This is a genomic window from Mangrovivirga halotolerans (assembly GCF_026241165.1).
GTDB lineage: Bacteria > Bacteroidota > Bacteroidia > Cytophagales > Cyclobacteriaceae > Mangrovivirga > Mangrovivirga halotolerans.
In genome coordinates this window covers 57,202-81,378 of the sequence record NZ_JAPFQN010000014.1, presented here as the reverse complement: position 1 = coordinate 81,378, position 24,177 = coordinate 57,202, and the positions used below count along the sequence as shown (strand labels likewise).

Genomic DNA, 24,177 nt, shown 5'->3' with positions numbered 1-24,177 from the left:
TAGTAATCCGATTACCGAATATCAGGTAGCTGTTGGAGCGACAGAAACAGTATGGGCTCGCAGCATTAGTGGAAATAACTGTATAGGATATGCATCTACTACCTTAGAGGTGTACGACAATCCAGACCTGGTATTAAATCCACAGACCTCTTGTGAAGATGGTCAGACAGGATCTTATACCTTTGCATTAACTGATGCGGTAATGGTAAATGAAGCTGACGGTGGTCAGGTAACTTATTATGCTACCGAGGCAGACGCACAGGCCAATAGTAATCCGATTACCGAATATCAGGTAGCTGTTGGAGCGACAGAAACAGTATGGGCTCGCAGCATTAGTGGAAATAACTGTATAGGATATGCATCTACTACCTTAGAGGTGTACGACAATCCAGACATAGTAGCCACCAATGCAACAATTTGCGAAGCAGAATCTATTGACTTAGCTTCTTTAGTTAGTCAGCTTGACGGAGGAACTGCTAAGTATTACGATGATGAAAATGAGGCGATGAATAATAGTGTAAACACTATTTCATCTACAGTCAGTCCAAATGCTACTGATACATACTACGTTGTTAGCTACAATGCGACAACTGGTTGTTTCTCTTATGAGCCAATTGTAATTACGGTAGTGCCTTGTAGTGAAATTAATATTCTGAAAACTACTCAGGGTAGTACTACTTACACAGATGTCTGGACATTTAGTTTATGGGAAGGACCTGACGGTTTTGGTGGCACAAACATTGCGTCAGAGACTACAGCCGCAGGTAATATCACTTTATTTGATGGTCAGACTCTAAGTATTTATGAAGAGTATACTGTCTGTGAAGAGAATGTGCCAGCAGGTTGGTCTACAACATGGGATATAGGAGGAACAATTGTTATTCCTTATAATCCTAATGCTGATGATGTACCTCCAGCTGATTTAGGAAACAGATGTTTTGATATCGGACCAGGACAGGTCTATCAATTGCCTACAGCAACATACGGAGTGGATGATCCTGCCATATTCAATATTACAGTAGATAATTCCTTCCCTGGTGGTGAAGCAAGAACTCCTGGTTACTGGAAAAACTGGAACACTTGTTCCGGTGGTGGTCAGGCAGCAACTGCAGAAGCCAATGGAGGTTATGACGCTGGTTATATCTTACTCGATGACATATTGAATCAACCAGGTGTAGTATGGTGTGCCGGCACAAACAGTGAATTTGGAATTACAACCTGTGAAGTGGCTGTATCAATACTAGATCAAAGGGATATAGCTACTGGTAAGAAAAATGCCAGCGATCCGGCTTACACATTAGCAATGCATGCTTTAGCTGCTCAATTGAACTTTGGAGCGGGCGCCAGTACATGCCAGGAAGCAATGGATGCGCTTGCGCAAGCTCAGGCATTATTGTGTGACATTGGATTCGATGGAACAGGTACTTACCTGAAATCCAAAGGAAAAAATGGTGATCCAAGAGGATCATATGCACTTGAACTGGCTGCAACCCTTGATGCTTACAATAACAATGAGCTTTGCGATACCGAAGGTGTTACTCAAGCTGAGCTTATTACAGATGATTCATTTAATGAGTTAACTGAGCCATACACCATCAGAACTTATCCAAATCCATTCCAGGATTTTGTAACCATCGAGTTCTCTGTTGAGAAAACTTCAAGAACAACTGTAACACTATTCGATATCTCAGGACGTCAACTTGATATCCTATTTGATGAAGAAGCTGTTGCAGGACATGTATATGAAGTTGAGTTTAACGGAGCGCTTCATGGTGATCAGATGTTCATCTACCGTATCGAATCTGATAATGGTCTGAGAACAGGAAAGATTGTGAAATCAGAATAAATAATTAAAACTTAAAACAAAATTTAGCGGCTTCCTTTTATAGGGGGCCGCTTTTTTTTACTTTCACAAAATTATAAGCATTAAAATTATTTATGTCGTCAAAACCACAGTTGCTCAAAAGATGGAAAAACCTGAAAGCTCTTCATCATTCTTATATAGAGATGTTGAATAACGAATCTGAAGAATTTCTTTATTTTCAGCCCAACGAGGATAAATGGAGTGCCGCCCAGATCATTAATCATCTGACTAAAGTGGATAAAAATACTTATGATTTTATCGCTCAATTTGATTTTAACAGGAAAAAAGAAAAGATGGGATTGAGAAATAAGATCAATAGTTTGATGCTGAATTATTTCTTGAAATCAAGCCTCAAGGCAAAAGTCCCTGTTGAATCGATTTATCCTGAAGACAGACCTGATATTGGATCGATGATTACTTTTTATGAGGATTTTACAGGTGAATTTGAAAAATTCATTAAGCAATTTCCGGAAGACAAATTAGACTTTTTTATATTTAAGCATCCGTTGGCCGGGAAGTTAAATATTTTACAAACTGTTGAATTTTTAACTAACCATTCACGGCACCACAATATTCAAATAAACAAACTAAAAAGAAAATTTAACCAATTACAAAATGGTAGAAGCACTTAAATCTTTAAAGCCTGAAGAAGCAAAAACCATGTTGGAAGCACCGGTTTGGATCACTATTTTGATCGCCAGTGCGGATCATAGTATTGATAAAGATGAACTCGATGAAGCTTTGGAGATGATCCACCTGAGAGAAACAACAGGTAGATTTGTACTAAGAGAATATTATCACGAGGTAGATCAGACTTTCAAAGAAGATCTTAATAAAGCAGTGAATGCATTACCTGAAGATGAGCAGAAGGCAGGGGAATTAGTAATGGGTCATTTGACAAAATTAAATGATATCCTCCCTAAGCTCGACAGGAAATTTGCAATTCAGTTTTATGATGCTATGCAGGATTTTTCCAGCAAGATTGCTAAAGCAAATGGCGGTTTTCTTGGATGGTTCAGAATTAATTACGATGAATCAAAAGTAGTTGATCTTCCTATGATCGATGATCCATCAAAATATTAAAAACAAAATTCTTTCTTGAGCTGCTTATCTTTCGGTAAGCAGCTTTCTTTATTTATGGAGAATATTTTACTGATCATCATTTGTCTATTCGGAGGGGTCTTGCTCCGATACTTGAGATTGGCTCCAAAAAATGCACATATCGGATTAAACGCATATGTGATCAATATTGCATTACCTGCCTTATCACTTTATTTCATCAGCTCCCTTGAATTTACCATGGAGTTGCTTTTTCCGGTGTTCGTGGCATGGATTCTCGTTTTTCTTTCCTGGATAACTTTTGCTGCCTTAGGTAAAATATATAATTGGCCTGATAAACTGATTGGTTGCCTCGTGCTGACTACCGGATTTGCCAATACTTCCTTCTTAGGGTTTCCGGTTATCGAAGCTTTTTATGGCGAAGAAGGATTGTCTAAAGCAATCATTGTTGATCAGGTTGGGTCTTTTATGGCATTATCAACTATTGGACTATTTATCGCTGAAAAATATGCTCATAATGACCAATCCAACAGGAGTATCTTAAAAAGATTGATATCATTTCCTCCTTTTATAGCTTTTACAATTGCTTTGTTATTAAATATCACAGGAATTTCAATTAATAATGATCTTAACCTTGTTTTTAAAAATCTTGGAGGTACCCTTGTGCCAGTTGCTCTGATCTCTGTTGGCCTGCAATGGAAGATCAAGAAAAGAACTGTTTATATGCCGTATTTAGTGATGGGTTCGTTAGCGAAATTGTTGGTTTTTCCCATTGTCATCCTTGGATTATATTATTTCTTGGGAGCTACAGGAATAACCGGTAAGGTAAGTGTTATGGAAGCCGCTATGCCTTCAATGATCACGGCTTCGATTCTGGCAGTGAACTATAATTTGAAAAAAGAACTTGCTAATTCGATGGTAGGAGTGGGCCTTCTCGCCTCGGTAATTTTACTTCCGCTATGGTATTTTTTACTGGAAATTATTTTTTAAAAATCAATTGTTAGTTGAAGATCACCTTCGTTGGCTTTAGTTAATGTTGAAATCCCAAATCCTAAGAGCCTGACAGCAGGATATTTTTTTTCATAAAGCAGATCTTTTAATAATTGCGATGCGACTTTTTGGATCAGATCTTTTTCTTTAAATGGCAGAGTAGAAGAATGACTTTTGGAATAGATCCTGAATTGATTATCCTTTATTTTAATAGTAATTGTCCGTCCAAAATTTTCATTCTTTTTACTCCATTCATAAATTTTATCAATCAGGCCAGTTAGAAAATCCTGCAAATAAGATTCCTGCCTGTGATCTTTATCGAAAGTCCTTTCCGCACTGACAGACTTTCTAATGCGGTCAGCCACAACGGGGCGATCATCAATTCCCCTGGCTATATTATAGAAATACAGTCCCTGTTTCCCGAAATTACTCCTTAACCGCTCGAGGCTTAACTGCTTCAGGTCTCTTCCATAAGAGATCCCCATGCGATGCATTTTTTCTGAAGTTGATTTTCCTACTCCAAAAAACTTTTCAATTGGTAGTTTTTCAATGAAAGAGGTGACATTTTCCGGGGGTATAAGGGTTAGTCCATCAGGTTTGTGAATGTCAGTAGCAGTTTTAGCTAAAAATTTGTTAACCGATATGCCGGCAGAAGCTGTCAGTCCAGTAGTTTCTTTGATTTTTCTTTTAATTTCTTTGGCTATTTTAGTCGCGGATAAAATGCCTAGTTTATTCTGAGTCACATCAAGAAATGCTTCATCAAGAGATAGAGGTTCAACCAGATCTGTATACTCGTAAAAAATCTCTCTGATCTCCTGGGATACCTGTTTGTATATTTCGAATCTGGGTTTAACAAAGATGAGGGAAGGACATTTTCTTTTCGCGATTACACCTGGCATAGCTGATTTAACTCCATATTTACGAGCTTCATAACTTGCTGCTGCTACTACCCCCCGATTGCTACCACCTCCAACCGCTACAGGTTTGTTTCTCAGTTTAGGATCATCACGCTGCTCAACAGAAGCGTAAAATGCATCCATGTCCACATGAATTATTTTTTTGGTTATCTGAGATGATAAGTGGTTTGCATTCATAAAAAAATGCCATTATTATTATACATTATAATTCTGTTGTTAAATCAGGATTAATAATTATATCAAAGATAATCAGGTTAAACTAAAAAAGGAGGAACCTTGAAAAGAAGAGATTTTATACAAATGTCAGGACTCGGGCTTGGAGCAATGGCACTTTCATCAATTCCAATTTTTGGAAAAAGTGTGGATCCGAGCAGGTTTTTAGAAAGTCCCTTAGACGTTGCAGCTAAAAAGGCTTTGGCTGATGCAGCCCTAAATGCCGCTAAAAAAGCAGGCGCTTCTTATGCCGATTTCAGACTGGGCAGATATTTGAACCAGTATGTTATTACCAGGGAGGATAAAGTTCAAAATATAGTGAATACCGAATCTTATGGTATAGGTATTCGAGTTATTGCAAATGGTACCTGGGGCTTTGCCTCTACCAATGAAGTTAATCAGGACAGTATAGCCAAAACTGCTCAAAAAGCAGTAGCCATAGCTAAAGCAAACAGCAGATTCCAAACCGAACCTGTTGAATTGGCACCGGTAGAATCTTATGGCGAAGTTTCCTGGAAAACTCCTATTGAAAAAAATGCCTTTGAGGTTCCTGTTGCAGATAAAGTTGATCTTTTACTTTCTGCTAATTCTAAGGCTATGGAAAATGGAGCGAATTATATTAATAATTTGCTATTTCTGGTTAATGAGCAAAAGTATTTTGCATCAACAGAAGGAAGTTATATAGACCAGGATATCCACAGGATATGGCCAACTTTTACAGTAACGGCGATTGATCCGAAAACTGGGAAGTTCAAATCAAGAAATGCACTTTCTGCGCCAATGGGCATGGGATATGAGTATATGACTCCTAAAGATAGTGAGAAAATTGTCAGTCCTGCCGGATTTAATCTTTACAGAAATAACTATGACCTTGTAGAAGACGCATTAATAGGAGCGGAGCAGGCAAAACAGATGTTGTCAGCACCATCTATTATGCCTGGTAAATATGATCTTGTTCTCGAGCCAAATCACTTAGGTTTGACGATACATGAATCTGTGGGGCACCCACTGGAGCTTGACAGGGTACTGGGTTATGAAGCTAACTATGCAGGGACAAGTTTTGCTACCCTTGACAAATGGAAATCAGGAGACTTTAAATATGGAAGCCCGATAGTTAATCTTGTTGCCGATAAAACTCAACCAAATTCTTTAGGTAATGTAGGTTGGGATGATGAAGGTGTTAAAACCAAGAAATGGCACCTGGTTAAAGATGGGGTTCTGGTTAATTATCAGGCGATCAGAGATCAGGTTGATATCATTGATCAGAATGAATCTCATGGATGTTGCTATGCCGATAGCTGGAATAGTGTACAATTCCAGAGAATGCCAAATGTATCGCTTGAGCCTGGAAAGGATAAATACAGTGCTTCAGACATGGTGAAGGATGTTGAGAAAGGTATTTATATAGCTGGTAGAGGATCTTATTCTATCGACCAGCAGCGATATAACTTCCAGTTTGGAGGAACAACATTTTTTGAAATAGAAAATGGAGAAATAAAAGGTCCTGTAAATGATGTGGCATACCAGTCGAATACTCAGGAATTCTGGAATTCTTGTGTTAAAATATGCGACAAAGATGATTACAGGTTGTTTGGTTCTTTCTTTGATGGTAAAGGCCAGCCTTCGCAGATCAGTTCTGTATCTCATGGAAGCTCCACAACGAGGTTCAATGGTGTGAATGTGATCAATACTGAACGTAAAATTTAACCTAAAGAAATTATCCAATGGCAATATTATCAAAAGAAGAGGCTAAACAGATCCTTGAGAAGGTAATTAGTCTCAGTAAAGCAGATGCGATCGAAGCAAATCTTAGTGGAAATACCGGAGGAAATATCCGATATGCCCGAAATACAGTTTCCACTGCTGGAGCTGAAAGTAATACCTCATTAGTCGTACAATCTAATTTTGGCAAAAAAGTAGGAACTGCAACAATTAATGAGTTTGATGAAGACTCTCTGAAAAAAGTAGTTTCCAGATCGGAAGAGTTAGCAAAACTTTCTCCGGAAAACCCCGAGTTTATGGAGCCACTGGGACCACAAACTTATTTGGAATCCAAATCATTTTATGAGAGTACAGAAAATATATCTCCTGAATACAGAGCTGAAGTAGCAGCAAAATCGATTAACCCAGCGAAAGCAAAAGATGTTACTGCAGCTGGCTTTTTACAGGATTCAGCAGGTTTTTCAGCAATGATGAATTCAAAAGGCCTGTTTGCCTACAACAAGAACTCTAATGTTGATTTCACGGTAACAATGAGATCAAATGATGGAACAGGTTCAGGTTGGGTATCAAGAGATTTTAATGATGTGGACAGATTTGATGCCGAAGAAGCTTCAATGGTAGCCTTGAAAAAGGCAACAATGTCACAAAATCCAAAAGCAATTGAACCGGGTAAATACACAGTTATACTTGAACCAGCCGCTGCCATCGGCCTTCTTCAGAATATGATTGGTAGTATGAATGCAAGATCTGCTGATGAAGGACGAAGCTTTCTTTCTAAGAAAGGAGGGGGGAATAAAGTAGGTGAAAAGTTATTCGACGAGCGAGTAACTATTTATTCTGATCCGACCCATGAACTTGTGCCTTCAGCTACCTGGAATGGTGATGGCCAGCCTCTTAAAAAAACAATGTGGGTAGAAAATGGCGTGGTTAAGAATATGTTTTATAGCCGCTATTGGGCTCAGGAGAAAGGTGTTGAGCCTTTGCCGGGACCAAGCAATGGTATAATGGTTGGGGGTGATAAGTCTTTGGATGAGCTCATTAAAAGCACTGATAAAGGAATACTTGTTACCAGATTATGGTATATCAGAACAGTAGACCCACAAACCTTATTATATACCGGTCTTACCAGGGATGGAACTTTCTATATTGAAAATGGAGAAATTAAATACCCTGTTAAGAATTTCAGATTTAACGAAAGCCCGGTTATTATGCTTAACAATCTGGAAGAGCTCGGAAAACAGCAGAGGATAAATGGAAATTTAGTTCCTTCAATGAAAATTAGGGACTTTACCTTTACTTCGCTTTCTGACGCAGTTTAAATTTGAAACATTAAATACGCTCAGGTGTATAATAGTATGCACCTGAGTTTATTTATATTTGATGAACTATCCGTTTTTCTTTACTCGATTACAATATAATTCCGGCGATTGGAATGTAGATCAGAGAATGCCCAGTAATTTATTGAATTCACTGGCAGAATATACTTCATTAGAAATTGATACTGCTGAAAGAGTGATTCCTTTGAGTAGTAAAAAAATCTTCGAAAGTCCATTTTGCTATCTTTCAGGGCATAAGCTGGTGGAATTTTCAGAAAAAGAGGCCAACAATTTCAAGCAATATGTTGAACAGGGAGGTTTTGTCTTTGTTGATGATTGCAATCATGATATTGATGGTTTGTTTGCTAAATCATTCGAGAGACAAATGGCTGAACTCTTTGGTCCGAATGAATTAAAGAAAATTTCAAATAACCACTATTTGTATAATTGCTTTTTTACATTTGAAGACGGTCCGCCAACAACTTCCCAGGAATTGAATGGATGGGGAGATGATCTTGTGCACGATTATTTAAAAGCAATTACTATAAACAATAGAATTGTTGTGTTGTATAGTAACAAGGATTATGGTTGTGAATGGGACTATGATTATCGAAATAAACGTTGGCTAGCCCGTGATAATACTCGTTTTGGTGTTAACATTGTAATGTATGCCCTTACCGTATAAATATGAGTGAACTAAAAACTAAAGAAGAAGAATTAACCATTCTTCAGGATAAACTAAAAAGTGTAGAACGAGAAGTTCGTAAGCAGATCGTAGGACAACAAAAGGTTCTCGATGAATTACTTACTTCTATGCTTGCCGGCGGTCATGCGTTAATAGAAGGTGTGCCGGGATTGGCAAAAACCTTATTGATAAATTCTATTGCCCAGGCAATGGATCTTAAATTTAAAAGGATACAATTTACACCCGATCTTATGCCTTCTGATATTATTGGAACTGAAGTGCTCGATGAGGATCAGGAGACTGGAAAAAAGATCTTTAAGTTTTTACCGGGACCAATATTTGCCAATATTATATTAGCTGATGAAATTAACCGGACTCCTCCAAAAACTCAGGCTGCCTTACTGGAAGCAATGCAGGAAAAAATGATCACTTACGCTGGTAAAGATCATGTTTTTGATAGGCCATTTTTCATTTTAGCTACTCAAAATCCAATCGAACAGGCAGGGACATTTCCTCTACCTGAAGCTCAGCTTGACAGATTTCTTGTTAAAGTTAATATCGATTATCCCTCTGAACTTGAAGAGGAACAAGTACTTAAAATGACAACAGGCACTCATTTTGATAAAATTAGTCCGGTATGCACCGCAGAAGAGTTTATAGCTGCTCAAAACAATGTTAAAGAAGTATTTATCGATGACAAGCTCATCTCGGAAGTTAATACTTTAATTAGATCTACCAGACCAGCTGAAAATAATAATTCTGAAACATCTAAATACCTTAGATTTGGTGCAGGGCCAAGGGCTGGTCAGGCTTTAATAATGACTGCAAAAGCCAGGGCATTTAAAGCCGGAAGACTGGCAGTAACACCCGAAGACCTTAAATCAATGGCTCCAGCTGTTTTAAGACATCGACTGTTGTTGTCATATAAAGCAGAAGCTGAAAATGTTAATATTGAAGAGTTAATAGAGAAATCTGTTAGTGAGATCGGATGGTAAAGCCGGGTTATTCATATAGAGAACTTGACCAATTAATATTTGAAATACAGAGAAAGGCCGAAGCCTTTTTACAAGGACGTCATGAAGGCTTGAAAACCGGTATTGGCATTACTTTTAGCCATTACCGTCAATATATGCCCGGTGATGATTTGAGGACTCTCGATTGGAAGATGTATGCCAAAACTGGTAAGTTTTATGTTAAAATGTCTGAAATTGAGACTAATTTAAGATTAAAACTTATTGTTGATGCAACTTCCTCTATGCTTCATCCAGTTGGCGATTCTACCAAGTGGAACTACATTCAGAAGTTTTTGGCCGGATTTATTTATGTTGCCCATAGAAGTGGAGACAGACTTAACTTACAATGGGTAGGTGGCACCGATGAGCAGGTTATCAGAAAACTAGATATAAGCCATTGGCAAAATCTGGCTGTAAAAATCTTTTCTACTAGCCCATCAGGAAATGATTCAACAGGCGAGAAAGAAATTACCTGGAAACATATGTTGCCGGACGCTGAAGAAGAGGTTGTGATATTAACTGATGGGTATGATGATCGATTTAAAAAGTTTATTGAGAAATATTCAACCCCCAAAAAACACATCACCTTATTACACGTTCTCAGCCCTGAAGAATTAGAACTAAATTATAATTATGAAAGTTTTCAGGATCTTGAAACGGGGAAAATATTGACAACTTCCACAAACAAAGCCAAAGGTGAGTATTTAAAAAAACTGAATAAATTTATTGCCGAATGGAAAGAGGTATGCTATTCAAATGGGGCTGATTATCGTCAGTTAATATTAAGTGATGATCCCGTAAAGCTATTAGTAGAATTCTTAACTGGGAAACACCGGATATGAAAATTGATTGGCTTCCATATGGACTGGCTTTTTCTGCACTAATTATCCCTTTGATCATTCACCTGGTTAACAGAAGGCAGGGAAAAATTTTAAAAATCGGTTCCCTAAAGTTTTTAGAAGGTAAAGAAGTACAGAAGGCAAGATCAATTAAGCTTCATGAAGTAATTCTGATGCTACTAAGAATGGTACTGATACTCCTTTTAGTATTCTATTTTTTAGATCCAGCAGTAAGAGGTATTAAAAAGGTTAATTTCAAACCAGCAGAATGGATTGTCGGAGATTCTTTAGGTGTAGCTGAATGGTTAAAGAAAAATCCTTCTGATTCTGTAAAAAAGAAGCTTGTCATTAGAGAACAAAATCTAAAGGATCACTTAATGAAAAAAATGATCAGATGGAATAATTCGGATACTTTGCCCGAAAGTGTGATCTTTCTTGCTGATTGGAAAAAAAAGGATATCGCCCGTAGTAATATCCTTCTTGAGTATAATTCATTTTTAGCTAATCCTTTTGTAGATGCCTTTCATACTCAAAAGTATGATATAATTTCAGCTGCTAAAGACAGCATTAAAGGGAAATGGGTTTATGAATACGATTTAGATCGAGATTCTATTTATTTTGAAATAACAGATGATATATCAATAGATACTTTACTTTATGTCATTAACATTGATTCTTCTTTTAATCTGGATAATGAGATAAAAAATTCAATACGTGCAATATCTAAAATTACCGGGGTCAAGTTTTTAGAAATTGCTAATGAAAAGGTTGCTGACCTGGTTTTTTATAGTAATCACCTTTCCCTTCATTCATCTAATCAAACATTGGTTTTATTAAAAAAAGGAACTGATTATAGTGTGATAAAGACAGGGATGAACACTTTTGATTTATATTTTGATCCCGACGGTCTTGAAACTGAAAGAGGGTTATTATTCCCTTATTATGTTAGTCTACCTGTCTTACGGCCTGATACAATTACAGAGCGAAAAAAAATTGATATGTATAAATTTGGCCGTGCAGATAATAAATTAAGAAAAGGCAGTAGAATAATTGAATCAAACTACAGCAGGAAATTCAAGCCCTGGTTACTGACAGCATTTCTGATTATTTTGATCTTCGAAAGGTTTTACGCTAAAAAGGTTGGTTTGTAATGAAGGAGATCAAAGGCAAAATAAATTGGTTTTTGATTAAATGGAAAGTGAAAATACTTTTACAATCCATTTTTTACTCTTTTGGCCTTTCATTGATATTAATTCTATTAGGGGAGGGCTATGAGGATGTCTACTATTGGGCATATGGATTATTTGTTATCACTCTAGGCGGTTTTTTAATGGCCTTTCAGTTTTTTTCGTTGGACAATCAGGATGTAGTTGATTACCTGAATAAAAATTATGATAGACTTCAATCGAGCGCTTCCCTTATTCTCAAAGAAGACCTTTCAGTTATTGAAAGAATTCAGTTAGAAAGAATAAAAACAGATTTTCATGTGGCTCTAAAGAAATTAAAGCCTCCTATAAATCTTTTTAATACATTTCTTTTTGCCTTATTCACAGTTATAGCATGGTTTCTCTCCCAGGAAGCTAACCAGCAAAATGAAAGTATTCTTTCCATGAAGAATGATCTGGTAACCAGTGATACTCTTCCTGATATCAATGAGCAATTAAAAATTTCATTTGATATTGATGAAGCTAATTTGCGAATTATACCTCCATCATATACAGGACTGTCTTCTTATTATAAAGACCTGGAGTCGGTATCAGTTCCTGAGGGATCATCTATGGTATTGAAAATAAGATCAAAACCTGACAGAAAAATAGTATTAATCAATAACCTTAATGATACTGTTGCATTAAATGAAAATAAACCCGGTGAGTATTTTTGGAGAAGCGGTACATTAAAAGACAAGGTAATGGAGATTGGAATCTCAGAAAAAGAACAATACATTTCTGTAACTAATTTCTCAATAAATATTATTCCCGATGAATATCCCCAAATCTCTTATTTAATTCCTGAAGAGGAATATCAGGTAAGAGATTTTAATAAAAATGATGAATTTGAGATCAAAGCAAGAATCGTGGATGATTATGGCCTTGTCGATACAAAACTGATTGCGACAGTGAGCAGGGGATCAGGTGAAAGTGTTAAATTTCGCGATGAAACTTTCGATCTTTCCAATCAGGGAAATAATGTTTTTGGGTCAAAACTATCAGTAAGTTCTTTATCACTAGAGCCAGGCGACGAAATATATTTTCATTTTGAAGCTACCGATAATAAATCACCAAATCCTAATATCAAAAAGAGCCAAACCCGTTTTATTCGATACCTTGATAAGGATGCTGAAAAGAATACATTTTCAGGTGGAATGGCAGTGGATATTATGCCCGAGTATTTCCGATCACAAAGACAAATAATCATCGATACTAAAAAGCTTATTAATGATAGAAGTAGTATTTCACCAGAAAAATTCAGACAAAGAAGTAATGAACTTGGTTATGAACAGAAACTCTTGAGAATACGCTACAGTAAGTTTATGGGGGAAGAATTTGAGACAGGTGGCCTGGGAATTTCTGTTCCGGAAGGAGCTTCCGAAGCCGATGATGCTTCTCATGCTGGTGAAGATCACGAAGATCATGAACATCATGAAGAAGAGGCATCTGAAGCACCAGCTGGTAAACAAGAATTAATTGGACTTGATGATTTTGTTCATACCCATGATGTTCAGGCTGAAGCTACTTTCTTCGATAAGTCAATTAAGTCATTACTCAGAGCAGCATTAAATGAAATGTGGCAGGCAGAGCTTAATTTAAGGTTAAACAAACCTGCCAAAGCATTGCCATATGAAGAAAGCGCTCTTTTGTTTATTAAAGAAATTCAGCAAAGATCACGTATTTATGTGGAAAGAGTTGGTTTTGAACCTCCGCCTATTAATGTTTCTGAAAGAAGATATAAAGGAGAATTAAATGAAATTGGAGATAAAAGATTGAGATATGATCGCAATGAAGAAAAATTGATTTTATACCAATCTTTATTAAACATTAAAAGATTTCTTGCTGGCATGGAAAGTGATTTTAAAGAGGATGATATTAGAATTATTGGTAATTATTTTTCAGAGCAAATTGTTGAAAATAATAATGCCGGATTGATCAAGCCTTTATCGTCTCTTAAGAGATTAAATGAAAGAAAGGAAATGACATCTACTGAAAAGTCACAACTATTAAATGCGATCAATTTAACTTTTATTGAACTTGATTTAAATCCTGGGCAGGATAAAACAAAACTAGATAGTCTTGTTTATTGGTTTAAAACAATGAAAAGTCAATGATGCATTATTGGATAAATATTAGCCTGATTGTATTAATGATGATCATTTCATTGATCCTTGTAATTAAATCACCTAAAATAAGTATGGTCATCCAGGTAATAGGTGTTCTGGTCCTTGCTTCAGGTATCTTATTTATATTTTATCCGATTAAATCTGTAGAAGAGTCTAATCCCATTAACTTGTATCTGGTCGGTTCCGGAGGTAGCTTACCAGACTCTGTAAGTATTTATGATTCTGATGTAAAAGTGGTTTTTGAAGATTCAGTTTCTAACGATCAAAATTCTGAAGAAAATATTAAATATAATATCAAAGTTTTAACTCCCTGGGAAAACCAATATAAATTAAAATCATTTTTATATGGATCGTTTCCCGTAAAATTTATCAAAAATGCTGATTTAGAGCCACCATTTGTTACGGACTTTTATCCTGTTCAGAATAAAGAATGGACTATCCAGTTGAATGATTCTTTTTATGAAAATTATGACAGCATTGTTGTTAATTACGATGAGAAATTAATTTATAACAGGAGAATAACTCCTCAAGACTCTGAACTTCATATTGTACATAAATTCTCGTCACCCGGTCCGGTAGTTCTATTAATTAAGCTATATGACAAGGAAGTAATGAAGAGGGAGTCAAAAGTTTCGTTATTAGTTAAACCTGCCACACTCTCAAAAATCGCATTATTCACCAGGCATCCTAACAGTGAGTTTAACACATTACTCAGATGGCTTGAAGATGAAGGATTTGAATACTTTTATCGGACAGAAATCTCTAAAGATAGATATATTAATAAAAAGGTAGGGAGTATTGATCCTTACCTGTTTAATTCAGAATGGCTTGATCAATTTGATCTGTTTATAATTTCCTCCGATGCATTTAATTCTTACCAGTGGTCAATGCTTACTGATAAAGTGCTAAAAAAGGGTAAGGGACTGATAATTACCGGTGATAATAAAAGAGGTATAAATATCCCTTTAAATTATCTTGGCGGTGATATTTCTGCTTTTTGGCAGGAAGGAGAAAGAAATCCTTTTGAATTAACAGCAGGAAATAAACAAGCACAAATTGAAAAGTCCGATTTGAGAGGTTTAACCTCAACTGGAATCGGGTATTCTATTTTTAAAGATTCTGATTTGAGAGGATTAACCTGGCCGTATTTCATAACTGGCTCAGGCCGGATGACCGTGATGCCTTTTGAAAAGACATACGACCTAATTCTAAAAAATGAGAAGCATATTTACGACTTAATATGGCATGCTTTCATAAACAATGTATCCTATGAAGATGAGAAATATCCGAAATTTCTCAATTATCCGTATATTAGTGCCGGTCATAAGGAAGAACTATTTGTTATAGACCATAGTGATAAGGCTCTGGCAAAATCAAGCGGAACTGATTTGGCCTATTTGCCCTATTTATCGATCATACATAAGAATGGTGAGAAAAAAGGTTGGGAACAACCGGCTGAAGAATCAGAATTGTTTCCAGGTGTTTTTATTTATGATCAGGATTGGCCTGAATTTGAATACATTAATAATAAAATAGAAACCAGTAAAACTATTCAGGCTCATAACAGAGGATTAGAAAACAATAAAATCTTAATTTCAAAGAAAAAGGATCCCGGCTGGCTATCGATTAGTCTTATATTAATTGGATTAACATTAATGTGGGCAGGACCAAAGATTTAAATAAATGGCAAAACAAAATTCTAAATCGAAGAAATATTTTTTGATCTTTTCAGCGATATTTATATTAATAATAGGGATAGTATGTATAGATATTGCCAGAAGAACCACATTTCCCGGTGGTAAACCTCAACTTAAAGAAAGGATTTTCCAGAAAGATGGTGAGAGTCCAGACTCCTCAAAAGTTAGTGATACGATAAAAAAAGCTAATTAAGCCTAAATTTTAGGATGTTTTCTAGAAAATCTTATTATCTTGTTAAGTTTTTAAAGTAGTATAGTACATCTGTATTTTTTAATATTAAATTGCAGTTTTATTGAATTTCTACGTTATGCTATTGTATATTAGAATTCAATTCTGGACAGCTGTATAGATAACAAGTGAAATACTTTATTCAATTAATTTGTATACTGGCCATTTTAATACCTGGGGGAGGTATCGCTGGTCAAAATCTTCAATACGAATTTAGTCAGATCAGAGTAGGTAATACTTACAATGAAACTACCGTTTCATCTGTAACTCAAGATATTAATGGATACCTATGGGTCGGCACTAAAGGTAGTGGTGTCTTTCGCTATAATGGATCAGAATTCATTCAGTTTAATAGAGAAAAAGGCCTTCCATCAGATTTTATTTTAGATATTGAAGTTTCTGGGAATGGTGAAGTCTGGGTTAGTACCTTGAATGGCACCATAATTATCGATGGTGAAAAAGTTAAGCAATATCAGGATTCGATTTTTCAAGAAAGGGTTGATAATATTGTAGCAGGAGCAGGAGATAGTCTTTATCTGATTTCAGAAGGTAAAATTAGTTTAGTCCAGGATACTAAAGTTTTCCAATTTGATATCCCGGTATTATACAAAAATGAAAAAGTAACTTTTCTCAATTACCTCAACGGTCAGTTGTTTGCAGGTACATCCAAAGGTAGATTATTAATAAATGAGGACATTGGTGCTTATCAAGCAATTCAGGTATCCCGTGGACCAATAAGTCTTATTAAAAAATTAAGCAATAATGAACTGGCTATAGTTTCCAATGATGTTATTTATACTTATAAAAATGAAGAAATAAATAACTTTAGTAAAAGTTATCCGGGGCTGTATCGGGCAGGAGTGAACGATATAACTAAGGATAGTAAAAACAACATTTGGATTTCATCATACAAAGGCCTTTTTTCTGTAGATGAGAAAGGAATAATAAAGTATAATTCCAAAAATGGTCTTCCAGCTAACGAAGTCTATGATCTTTTTCTTGATAAGGATGGTGTTTTATGGTTGGCTGCAGGTAATGCAGGGATTTTTAATTACAGGGGGGATCAGTTTTCTTACCTGGTTGTAGATGAAAATAAACTAGGGATTATTACTCAAATTTATTCTCCTGTATCAGAAAGAAATTTACACTGGGTTACTACTTTAGGTAATGGTGCTTACAGAATTTCTTCATCAGATACTGTGAGTCTTTCAGAACTCACCGGGGAAAAATGGCTTGAAAATGAGTTGTTTACAAGCGTAAGTTACGGAGGCGACGCTCTATGGTTTGGTACGAGTGATGGAAGGTTGATAAAGTATAAAAATGGATTTATTGATACTTATAGTTTAAAACCATATACCAGTGGAAATGTAAACGCCCTGTCCAGATCAGTAAGAGGTGTATGGGTTGCCACTAATAGTGGATTGTTGTTGTTTAATAATAAAGTGATCAGGCATTATGATGAAAATGATGGACTTGGTACCTCAAACATTAACGATATTTATTCTGACGAATTTAATAACTTATTGATAGCTACTGACAATGGACTATTTAAACTGGAAGATAATAAGATCAGCCCACTTAAGTTTGATATCCCATTAACAGGTAAAGTAACTCAAATCAGCAAAAGTAAAGATCAGGATTATTGGTTGGCTACTCTTGGTTCTGGAATTATCAGGATTCGAAATGGTAAATTAGTCAAGTATGACAAATCAGATAGCTTAAGTTCGGTCAATGCTTTTAATATATTTATTGAAACAAACAGAAAGATCTGGTTTAGCACAGACAACGGATTGGAATGTCTTTACCTGGATAAGGAAGGGAAAGTAGAAAAAACTGTTTTGTATAATGAAAAAGATGGGTTTTATGGAATATCGAGGTATTCTCATGCTCTTTCATATTCAAAAAATCATTTGTGGATAGGAACCGATAATGGAGTTACTTTACTGAATAGGGCACCTGATATCCTGGGATCATCATCAGCACAATTATTAGTTAATGATCTCACAGCAAATTACGGAGATCTTGATATTGAGTTAAACAATAATGTCAATCATTATGTCAATTCAGTTAATGAAATAGTTATTAATAATGATGTTACTACCTTATCTTTTTATTTTGACTGCATTGATTTAACTGGTAAAACAGATTGGGTTTACCGGTATAGGTTGCTGCCTGTTGAAAAATACTGGTCACCAACCTCTAAGCAAAGAATAGTTTCTTTCAGTAATTTGAAACCAGGTAATTATTCACTGGAATTTAAAGCATCTAATGTAAACGGAACTCAGTCTATAGAACCCGTTACGATCAATTTTAAAATTCTTCCACCTTGGTATGAAACACCCTGGTTCTTATTACTTGCTGGAATATTTGCTCTATTATTTATAGTTCTTATTATTAATATCAGTATTTCAAGCCTCAGAAGTTATAACAGAAAGCTTGAGGAAAGAATTGATGAGAGAACTAAGGAAATTCAACAGCAAAAGAATGAAATCGAGGAAAAGAAAGAAGAACTAGAGACTCTTAATGAACAGCTCAAGGATGCTAATAATACTATTCATGATAAAAACCTGCAATTGGAAGATAAGAACTTTCAATTAAGTGACTTTAATGAGAAACTTAAACTAAAAGTGCAGGAAAGGACAGCCAGCCTGGAAGAAGCAAACAAAGAACTTGCCTTTTTGAATAAAGAACTGGATACATTTTTGTACAAAGCAAGTCATGATCTTCTTGGGCCATTAGCACGACTAAAGGGTTTATGTCATTTAGGTAAACTCGAAGTTAAGGAAGAGCTAGCAGTTAAATATATGGCCTTGCTTGCTAATTCTGCTGATGAGATGTATATCATTTTGAAGAGACTTATAGACATAATTTCCATACGGGAAAATGAACCTTCTTTGAAAAACACAGATTATGAAAAGCTAATTTTAAATGCTTTTAAAGAGGTGAATGTTAAGAAAAACGAGTCAATTAACTTCAAGATAAATAACGAATATAAAAAACAGCTATCTACTGATCCGGAGTTACTCAAAAGAGTATTTGTTAATTTATTTTCAAATAGCTTACTATATAAAGAATCAAAAAAACAATCTGAAGTTAATGTGGATATAATACCAAACGGGGAATTCGTCAATTTTATGGTAAGTGATAATGGAGATGGTATTGGTAAAGAATCTGCTACCAGAATATTTGATATGTTTTATAAAGGATCTGAGAAGTCTAAAGGATCCGGATTAGGCCTTTATATCTCAAAAGTAGCGATGGATAGACTCGGGGGTAAAATCAAACTAGTTGAATCTAAAAAAGGTAAAACCATTTTTCAGGTCTCTCTTAAAAAGGATAAATTATAAGTTGGTTGATTTAGTTGAGCTGGTACTTAATGTTGACCGGTTCTGCAGGAATATTGAAAATAACCTCAGTATAAGAATGTTCTCTGCTTAAAATTGACATTTCTCCCCCTAATTTATTTATTGCAGCTTTACAAAGGTATAAACCTAACCCATTGCCTGTCGATCTGTCTGTTGCTTTGTAAAACATTTTACAAACATTATCCAACTGAGATTTCTCAATGCCCATACCATTATCATAAACTGAAATCACCACATTTTTACACTCTTGTTTTATTTTGATTTCGATTTTACTTTCTGAGTTATTTATGTCTTTTTTACGGTACTGAATACTGTTATCAATCAGGTGAAATAATATGAGAAAAATTAATCTCTTGTTAATATGAATATCTTCAGTATCATGGACGAATTCTAGTTTGACACCGGAGAGAGATAACTTGGATTTGAATTCAGAAAGGATTTCGATCCTCAAGTTGTTTAGATTTACAATATCCTTTTGATCATCATAATGATATATTTCACTAATACTGATCAATTTTTTTAGCATGTTATCCATTGTTCCGGCAGTTTCTCTCATCATTTTAAGTAGCTGATGAAGCTCTTCGGAACTTAAATTTCCAAGTGCGATACTACATAATCCCTGGATTGACGTGAGAGGTCTTCTCAGGTCATGAGATGCTCTGTATAGAAATGTATCTAACTCATTATTTGCTTTTTCTAGTTCTTTTGTTCTTTCAAAAACCTTTTCTTCAAGGCTTTTGTTTATAGCCGTTATTTCTTTATGCTTTTTCTCAAGTTCATCTCTCTGGTTCAGGATTGTATTATGAGATTCCTGGATCTTATTATGCTGTTCTTCAATTTTTATATTTTGAAGAGTAGTTTCCCTTTGCAGGGTTTCCAGTTGGTTAAACCTTTTCGCAAATCTTCTAGACAAAGTACTTGCGTTTAATAGAAAGATCAGAAGGTAACCCAGATCAATACTAAAATCAGGTATTGAAAAAGTCTGGAAAAATAATAGCCATTCTAATCCAAAAATTGCCATTGCTGAGATCGCAGCAGCCAGTCCTATTTTTGAGATGTCATCGTTATTTTTATATGATTGATATGACAGGTAGATAACATAAATAATTACCGGAGAAAGTATGAAATGGACAAATACAGTAGCTTCAGTGAATACTTTAACCGGCGTGACTATGGTGCTTATAACCATTAAAGAGGTTCCGGCTACGACTAATTTTGAAAAATCAGGTATAGAATAGCTTTTAAATAATTTATTAAAAAATAGAAATCCAAAAAGGATACTACAGTAAAAGCCAAAATAATCAATGCGAATCAAGGTTTCCCATTCAAAATTGTTATATAAAAAACTGATATGCTTGGATGCAGTTGATATGCAACGCACAGCCCACATTATTGCGAATAATCCAAAGTATAATATTTCCATGTCCTTTTTCCAGGAAATGAAGAATAATATAAAGAATATACCAAGGAGAATGATACTACCATAAATAGCAGTAAGAATTATATCGCTTTTTCTAATATGCCATAAAACATCATCGTGAGTACCTATTACCGGAGGGGTGATCAATCCGCCCTTAGCATGGGCATAATTAGCGAATGTTATGGAAATGGTATTCTTTCCGGGGTGTAATGTGATATCATACGGCTTTACCTTCATACCCGGATGGTAAAATTTTCTGTTTTGTGATACTTTTCCTTGTTCGGCCACGAGTACATTATTGACCTTCAATTCAAAAGATGTTCTTATGAGTGGAATGTAAATGGAAAGATCGAGTGAAGAATCACTTTCCAATAAAATGTTTTTATGGTAAGTGCCATATGATCTTTTGGAATTGTTAACCGGACCATCTTCAATGGTGATGACTTCTTGTTTATATCCAGGTGATTCTAATAGCCAAACACCCGTTAGGTGTATAATTTCCGGGGAGTCAGCTTCTAATATTAAATTATTATCAGATGCAAATGATTTTGTTGTAAATAAAATTACCGCAAGGGAGATATGTATCAACCTAAAAAATGAAATCATTAACGTAGCCTAGTTTATTGTTTATTCAATAACCAATCAAATAGTAACCTGTTGATGTCACTTTTTGTCAATATAATCTTTAATGAATGATTTACGACCATATTGCTGGGTTATAATATCCTTTTCAAATTTGTATCCTCTCGCTGGCGAATATTCCCTTGCATAGAATATGATTTGTAAATGAACCTTATTCCAGGTTTCTATTGGGAATATCTTTTTCAAGTCTTCTTCAGTTTTCTCTACAGATTTTCCTGTTGAAAGACCCCACCTCCAAGCAAGTCGATGTATGTGGGTGTCAACTGGAAATGCGGGCTCATTAAATGCCTGTGACATGACCACTGAGGCTGTTTTATGTCCTACTCCTGGTAATTCTTCTAGCTTTTTCATATCAGCAGGAACTTCACCATTATATTTTTCAATAAGAATCCTGCTCAGTTCATGAATAGCTTTTGATTTTCTTGGTGATAATCCACAGGGTCTGATTATAGACTTGATCTGATCTACATCTGCTTCAGCCATTTTAAATGGGTTGTCTGCCAATGCAAAAAGTTCTGGTGTTACCTTATTAACTCGTTCATCAGTACATTGAGCCGATAGGAGTACCGCTATTAGTAGTGTATATGGATCTTTGTGATCAAGTGGGACAGGTGGTTCCGGATAAATGTTATTTAATATGTTTAAAATTTCTTTTGCCTTCTCTTTCCTCGTCATTTTCTGTCTCTTCGTTTTTTGGAGCGACCAAGATATTTAAAAGCATCTACTAAAACAATGGTTCCGCCAAGTCCTATAGTACCACCCGCGATAAGTAAGCCCTGACCCAGGTCATCATTTTCACGTCCCAGCATTAACCCGCCTATGATGGTTACTGTATAACCAGCAGCTGCCATTACAGCACCGGTTTTGAATTGTTTGTCCATCTTAGATAAGTTATCCTCCAAATAAGACAAACGTTCTTCCATCATTTGAATTTTAGCCTCAGTTCCTGTGGTGTCTATGGAAACGGGACCCTGAGCGTAAAGAGAGTGATTTAATAGAAAAATAAAAAATAGCAACGGTGTCAGGAATAGGTTTTTCTTCATATTTATTGATTTAACCAGGATTTAAAGGAAGCGACTCTTTCCCTGCTGACTATTGCCTCAAATGGCAATTTTAATTCCGGTAGCATAAGCAGGAGCCTACTATTTACATAATTTCTAATTTCGGAAATTTTATCAATATGTATAATCATTTTCCTGTTAATCCTGAAAAATTTGTTAGGATCAAGTAATTCATTTTCTAAGTGATCCAGGGAATATTCAATTATATATTTAGTGTTGTCATTATTTTTTATACAATATACAGTCTTTCCGTCAGCGTAAAATCCTGATATTTCTTCGGTTTTAATAATGAAAAATTTTGTCCCGATTTGGCTAATGAATCGATCTTTAAACTTATTTCTATTTAAAAGTTTAGATTCAAGTGATAATAAACTTTGAAAGCCATGTAGATCATTTAAAGAATTGAATTTATCAATCGCTTGTTGTAAATCTGAATCAGAAACAGGTTTTAATAAATAATGAACACTATTGACCTTGAATGCCTCAAGTGCATATTCATCATAAGCTGTCACAAATATTACCGGATAATCAAGGTGGGTATTTTTAAATATTTCAAAGGAAATCCCATCGGTTAATTGAATATCCATAAAAACAAGATCAACCGGCTTGTGGTCACTCTTTAATAATTCAATCGTTTCAGAAACACTTTGACAATATCCTGAAAATTCTGCCTGGTTGTCTATTTTTTTTAATTGAGCTTTGAGCTTTTCAGCTGCTATTTCCTCATCCTCTATTATTAAATAATTCATTGCCGCTGTTTGTTGGGATTATTGGTAACATAACAGAAAATGATGAATCATTGTTTAAGCTTTCAATTCTTTTATTCGAAAATGATTTGTATCGATTGATTATATTTTTGAATCCAACACCATTGCTTTCTGAAGGAGATATAGTTTTAGGGTTTCTGGTATTCCAGATTTCAAGGTAATTATTATCGTTATTTTTTAGTGTTATTTTTATTTCGATAGGGTTTTGCCTCGTGAAACTGTTGTATTTAAATATGTTTTCACAAATAAGTTGTGTAACAGAAGGTATAATCAATTGATCCTTTAATTTATCATCTACTAATATTTCATACGTTAATGCATCACCATATCGGTATTTATACAAGTCGAGGTAATTTTTAATAAAATCAAGCTCTTCCTTAATCGTTACTAACTCTTTACTATTGTGTTGCAATAAATAACGAAAGATTAGTGACAATTTTCTTACAAATGATTCAGCCCTGACAGGAGATGTTGATATCAGACTGCTAAGAGCATTCAAATTATTAAACAAGAAATGAGGATTTAATTGATTTCGAAGTGCATCAAATTGCACTTCAAGCATTTCTTTTTCCAACTTATTTTTCTCTTGCTTCATTTTAGAGGCTTTATGAGCATAAATTACAATTGCATTGATGGTGTGTAGAAAAAGATTTACTCTAAATACAAATGCAAGATCTAATTTAAGGTTATTCCAAAATCTCATCTCTGAGACATTTAAAATTAGAGTACTTACATACGTAGCAAATAATGATATTACAATAACCAGGGGTAAGGATATTAAGAAATAATACCCGAGTTTTTGAATGGTATTTATAGATTCATTTTTAAATATCTTATTTAAATATCTGTTTCCTTCCCACACAAAAATCACCTGTACTGCTAATACTATTAATAAATAAAGTGATGGAGATTTAAAATCAAATATTTCTTCTCCTACAGTGAACTTGATGTTCAGGAAAGAATAAACAGATATCAAGGTTATGATACCCCACCGATATTTATTGTTAAATAACATTATATTAAGGTAAAAAGAGAGGAGAAGAA

The 24,177-nt window shown here is 35.1% G+C and carries 20 protein-coding genes; 14 read left to right on the top strand and 6 right to left on the bottom strand.

The annotated features are described in order from the left end of the window. The 4 genes from OO013_RS19790 to OO013_RS19775 form a co-directional block, all read left to right on the top strand. The coding region (locus OO013_RS19790; RefSeq protein ID WP_266058840.1) for an FIDD domain-containing protein at positions 1–1,846 on the top strand (1,846 nt) is incomplete at its 5' end. 92 nt (positions 1,847–1,938) lie between these two features. Then, a complete protein-coding gene (locus OO013_RS19785; protein WP_266058838.1) occupies positions 1,939–2,496 on the top strand; it encodes a DinB family protein in 558 nt (185 codons plus the stop codon). After that, positions 2,480–2,947, top strand: coding sequence for a hypothetical protein (locus OO013_RS19780; protein ID WP_266058836.1), 468 nt, complete (start codon positions 2,480–2,482; stop codon positions 2,945–2,947). Before OO013_RS19785 ends, OO013_RS19780 begins: the two co-directional genes overlap by 17 nt. 54 nt (positions 2,948–3,001) lie before the next feature. Beyond that, positions 3,002–3,913 carry an AEC family transporter gene (locus OO013_RS19775; protein ID WP_266058833.1) on the top strand — a complete coding sequence of 304 codons (912 nt, stop codon included), beginning with the start codon at positions 3,002–3,004 and terminating at the stop codon, positions 3,911–3,913. On the opposite strand, the gene dinB is transcribed toward OO013_RS19775, so the two are convergent. Next, positions 3,910–5,007: a DNA polymerase IV gene (gene dinB, locus OO013_RS19770; RefSeq protein ID WP_266058831.1), complete on the bottom strand. Its 1,098-nt coding sequence runs from the start codon at positions 5,005–5,007 to the stop codon at positions 3,910–3,912. The genes OO013_RS19775 and dinB overlap by 4 nt on opposite strands. Positions 5,008–5,106: 99 nt before the next feature. On the opposite strand from dinB, the gene OO013_RS19765 reads away from it, so the two are divergent. The 10 genes from OO013_RS19765 (at position 5,107) to OO013_RS20320 (ending at position 19,225) form a co-directional block, all read left to right on the top strand. Further along, positions 5,107–6,750, top strand: a complete 1,644-nt coding sequence (locus tag OO013_RS19765) for a TldD/PmbA family protein (protein WP_266058830.1) — start codon at positions 5,107–5,109, stop codon at positions 6,748–6,750. A 17-nt stretch (positions 6,751–6,767) separates the two neighbouring features. Beyond that, positions 6,768–8,084 carry a TldD/PmbA family protein gene (locus OO013_RS19760; RefSeq protein ID WP_266058828.1) on the top strand — a complete coding sequence of 439 codons (1,317 nt, stop codon included), beginning with the start codon at positions 6,768–6,770 and terminating at the stop codon, positions 8,082–8,084. A gap of 61 nt (positions 8,085–8,145) precedes the next feature. After that, complete coding sequence (locus OO013_RS19755) at positions 8,146–8,766, top strand: DUF4159 domain-containing protein (protein ID WP_266058827.1); 621 nt, start codon at positions 8,146–8,148, stop codon at positions 8,764–8,766. Between the two features lie 2 nt (positions 8,767–8,768). Next, positions 8,769–9,761 carry an AAA family ATPase gene (locus tag OO013_RS19750; RefSeq protein WP_266058826.1) on the top strand — a complete coding sequence of 331 codons (993 nt, stop codon included), beginning with the start codon at positions 8,769–8,771 and terminating at the stop codon, positions 9,759–9,761. Beyond that, the gene (locus tag OO013_RS19745; protein ID WP_266058825.1) at positions 9,755–10,621 is read left to right on the top strand and encodes a DUF58 domain-containing protein; all 867 of its coding nucleotides are present in this window, start codon (positions 9,755–9,757) and stop codon (positions 10,619–10,621) included. Before OO013_RS19750 ends, OO013_RS19745 begins: the two co-directional genes overlap by 7 nt. Then, entirely contained in the window at positions 10,618–11,769 is a 1,152-nt protein-coding gene (locus OO013_RS19740; protein ID WP_266058824.1) for a BatA domain-containing protein, read from the top strand. The genes OO013_RS19745 and OO013_RS19740 overlap by 4 nt, the downstream gene beginning before the upstream one ends. After that, on the top strand, positions 11,769–13,940 hold the full coding sequence (locus OO013_RS19735) for a DUF4175 family protein (protein WP_266058822.1): 2,172 nt from the start codon (positions 11,769–11,771) through the stop codon (positions 13,938–13,940). Before OO013_RS19740 ends, OO013_RS19735 begins: the two co-directional genes overlap by 1 nt. Next, complete coding sequence (locus OO013_RS19730) at positions 13,937–15,631, top strand: hypothetical protein (RefSeq protein ID WP_266058821.1); 1,695 nt, start codon at positions 13,937–13,939, stop codon at positions 15,629–15,631. Before OO013_RS19735 ends, OO013_RS19730 begins: the two co-directional genes overlap by 4 nt. 4 nt (positions 15,632–15,635) lie before the next feature. Next, positions 15,636–15,842 (top strand): hypothetical protein, encoded by a 207-nt coding sequence (locus tag OO013_RS19725; protein WP_266058819.1) that lies wholly within the window; start codon positions 15,636–15,638, stop codon positions 15,840–15,842. Positions 15,843–16,006: 164 nt separating this feature from the next. Further along, complete coding sequence (locus OO013_RS20320) at positions 16,007–19,225, top strand: sensor histidine kinase (RefSeq protein ID WP_266058818.1); 3,219 nt, start codon at positions 16,007–16,009, stop codon at positions 19,223–19,225. Positions 19,226–19,235: 10 nt separating this feature from the next. On the opposite strand, the gene OO013_RS19715 is transcribed toward OO013_RS20320, so the two are convergent. Genes OO013_RS19715 through OO013_RS19695 form a run of 5 tightly spaced genes read right to left on the bottom strand, consistent with a single transcriptional unit; the run spans position 19,236 to position 24,148 of the window. Further along, positions 19,236–21,269: a sensor histidine kinase gene (locus OO013_RS19715; protein ID WP_266058817.1), complete on the bottom strand. Its 2,034-nt coding sequence runs from the start codon at positions 21,267–21,269 to the stop codon at positions 19,236–19,238. A 57-nt stretch (positions 21,270–21,326) separates the two neighbouring features. Next, positions 21,327–21,980 (bottom strand): endonuclease III, encoded by a 654-nt coding sequence (nth, locus tag OO013_RS19710; RefSeq protein WP_266058815.1) that lies wholly within the window; start codon positions 21,978–21,980, stop codon positions 21,327–21,329. Beyond that, complete coding sequence (locus tag OO013_RS19705) at positions 21,977–22,348, bottom strand: hypothetical protein (RefSeq protein WP_266058813.1); 372 nt, start codon at positions 22,346–22,348, stop codon at positions 21,977–21,979. The genes nth and OO013_RS19705 overlap by 4 nt, the downstream gene beginning before the upstream one ends. A gap of 2 nt (positions 22,349–22,350) precedes the next feature. After that, entirely contained in the window at positions 22,351–23,115 is a 765-nt protein-coding gene (locus OO013_RS19700; protein ID WP_266058812.1) for a LytR/AlgR family response regulator transcription factor, read from the bottom strand. Continuing rightward, positions 23,090–24,148, bottom strand: a complete 1,059-nt coding sequence (locus OO013_RS19695) for a sensor histidine kinase (protein ID WP_266058811.1) — start codon at positions 24,146–24,148, stop codon at positions 23,090–23,092. Before OO013_RS19695 ends, OO013_RS19700 begins: the two co-directional genes overlap by 26 nt. Positions 24,149–24,177: the final 29 nt, after the last annotated feature.

Coding starts and splice junctions, on each gene's coding strand:
- OO013_RS19785 (WP_266058838.1), top strand. CDS start 1,939: ATGTCGTCAAAACCACAGTTGCTCAAAAGATGGAAAAACCTGAAAGCT.
- OO013_RS19780 (WP_266058836.1), top strand. CDS start 2,480: ATGGTAGAAGCACTTAAATCTTTAAAGCCTGAAGAAGCAAAAACCATG.
- OO013_RS19775 (WP_266058833.1), top strand. CDS start 3,002: ATGGAGAATATTTTACTGATCATCATTTGTCTATTCGGAGGGGTCTTG.
- dinB (WP_266058831.1), bottom strand. CDS start 5,007: ATGAATGCAAACCACTTATCATCTCAGATAACCAAAAAAATAATTCAT.
- OO013_RS19760 (WP_266058828.1), top strand. CDS start 6,768: ATGGCAATATTATCAAAAGAAGAGGCTAAACAGATCCTTGAGAAGGTA.
- OO013_RS19755 (WP_266058827.1), top strand. CDS start 8,146: ATGAACTATCCGTTTTTCTTTACTCGATTACAATATAATTCCGGCGAT.
- OO013_RS19750 (WP_266058826.1), top strand. CDS start 8,769: ATGAGTGAACTAAAAACTAAAGAAGAAGAATTAACCATTCTTCAGGAT.
- OO013_RS19745 (WP_266058825.1), top strand. CDS start 9,755: ATGGTAAAGCCGGGTTATTCATATAGAGAACTTGACCAATTAATATTT.
- OO013_RS19740 (WP_266058824.1), top strand. CDS start 10,618: ATGAAAATTGATTGGCTTCCATATGGACTGGCTTTTTCTGCACTAATT.
- OO013_RS19735 (WP_266058822.1), top strand. CDS start 11,769: ATGAAGGAGATCAAAGGCAAAATAAATTGGTTTTTGATTAAATGGAAA.
- OO013_RS19730 (WP_266058821.1), top strand. CDS start 13,937: ATGATGCATTATTGGATAAATATTAGCCTGATTGTATTAATGATGATC.
- OO013_RS19725 (WP_266058819.1), top strand. CDS start 15,636: ATGGCAAAACAAAATTCTAAATCGAAGAAATATTTTTTGATCTTTTCA.
- OO013_RS19715 (WP_266058817.1), bottom strand. CDS start 21,269: ATGATTTCATTTTTTAGGTTGATACATATCTCCCTTGCGGTAATTTTA.
- nth (WP_266058815.1), bottom strand. CDS start 21,980: ATGACGAGGAAAGAGAAGGCAAAAGAAATTTTAAACATATTAAATAAC.
- OO013_RS19705 (WP_266058813.1), bottom strand. CDS start 22,348: ATGAAGAAAAACCTATTCCTGACACCGTTGCTATTTTTTATTTTTCTA.
- OO013_RS19700 (WP_266058812.1), bottom strand. CDS start 23,115: ATGAATTATTTAATAATAGAGGATGAGGAAATAGCAGCTGAAAAGCTC.
- OO013_RS19695 (WP_266058811.1), bottom strand. CDS start 24,148: ATGTTATTTAACAATAAATATCGGTGGGGTATCATAACCTTGATATCT.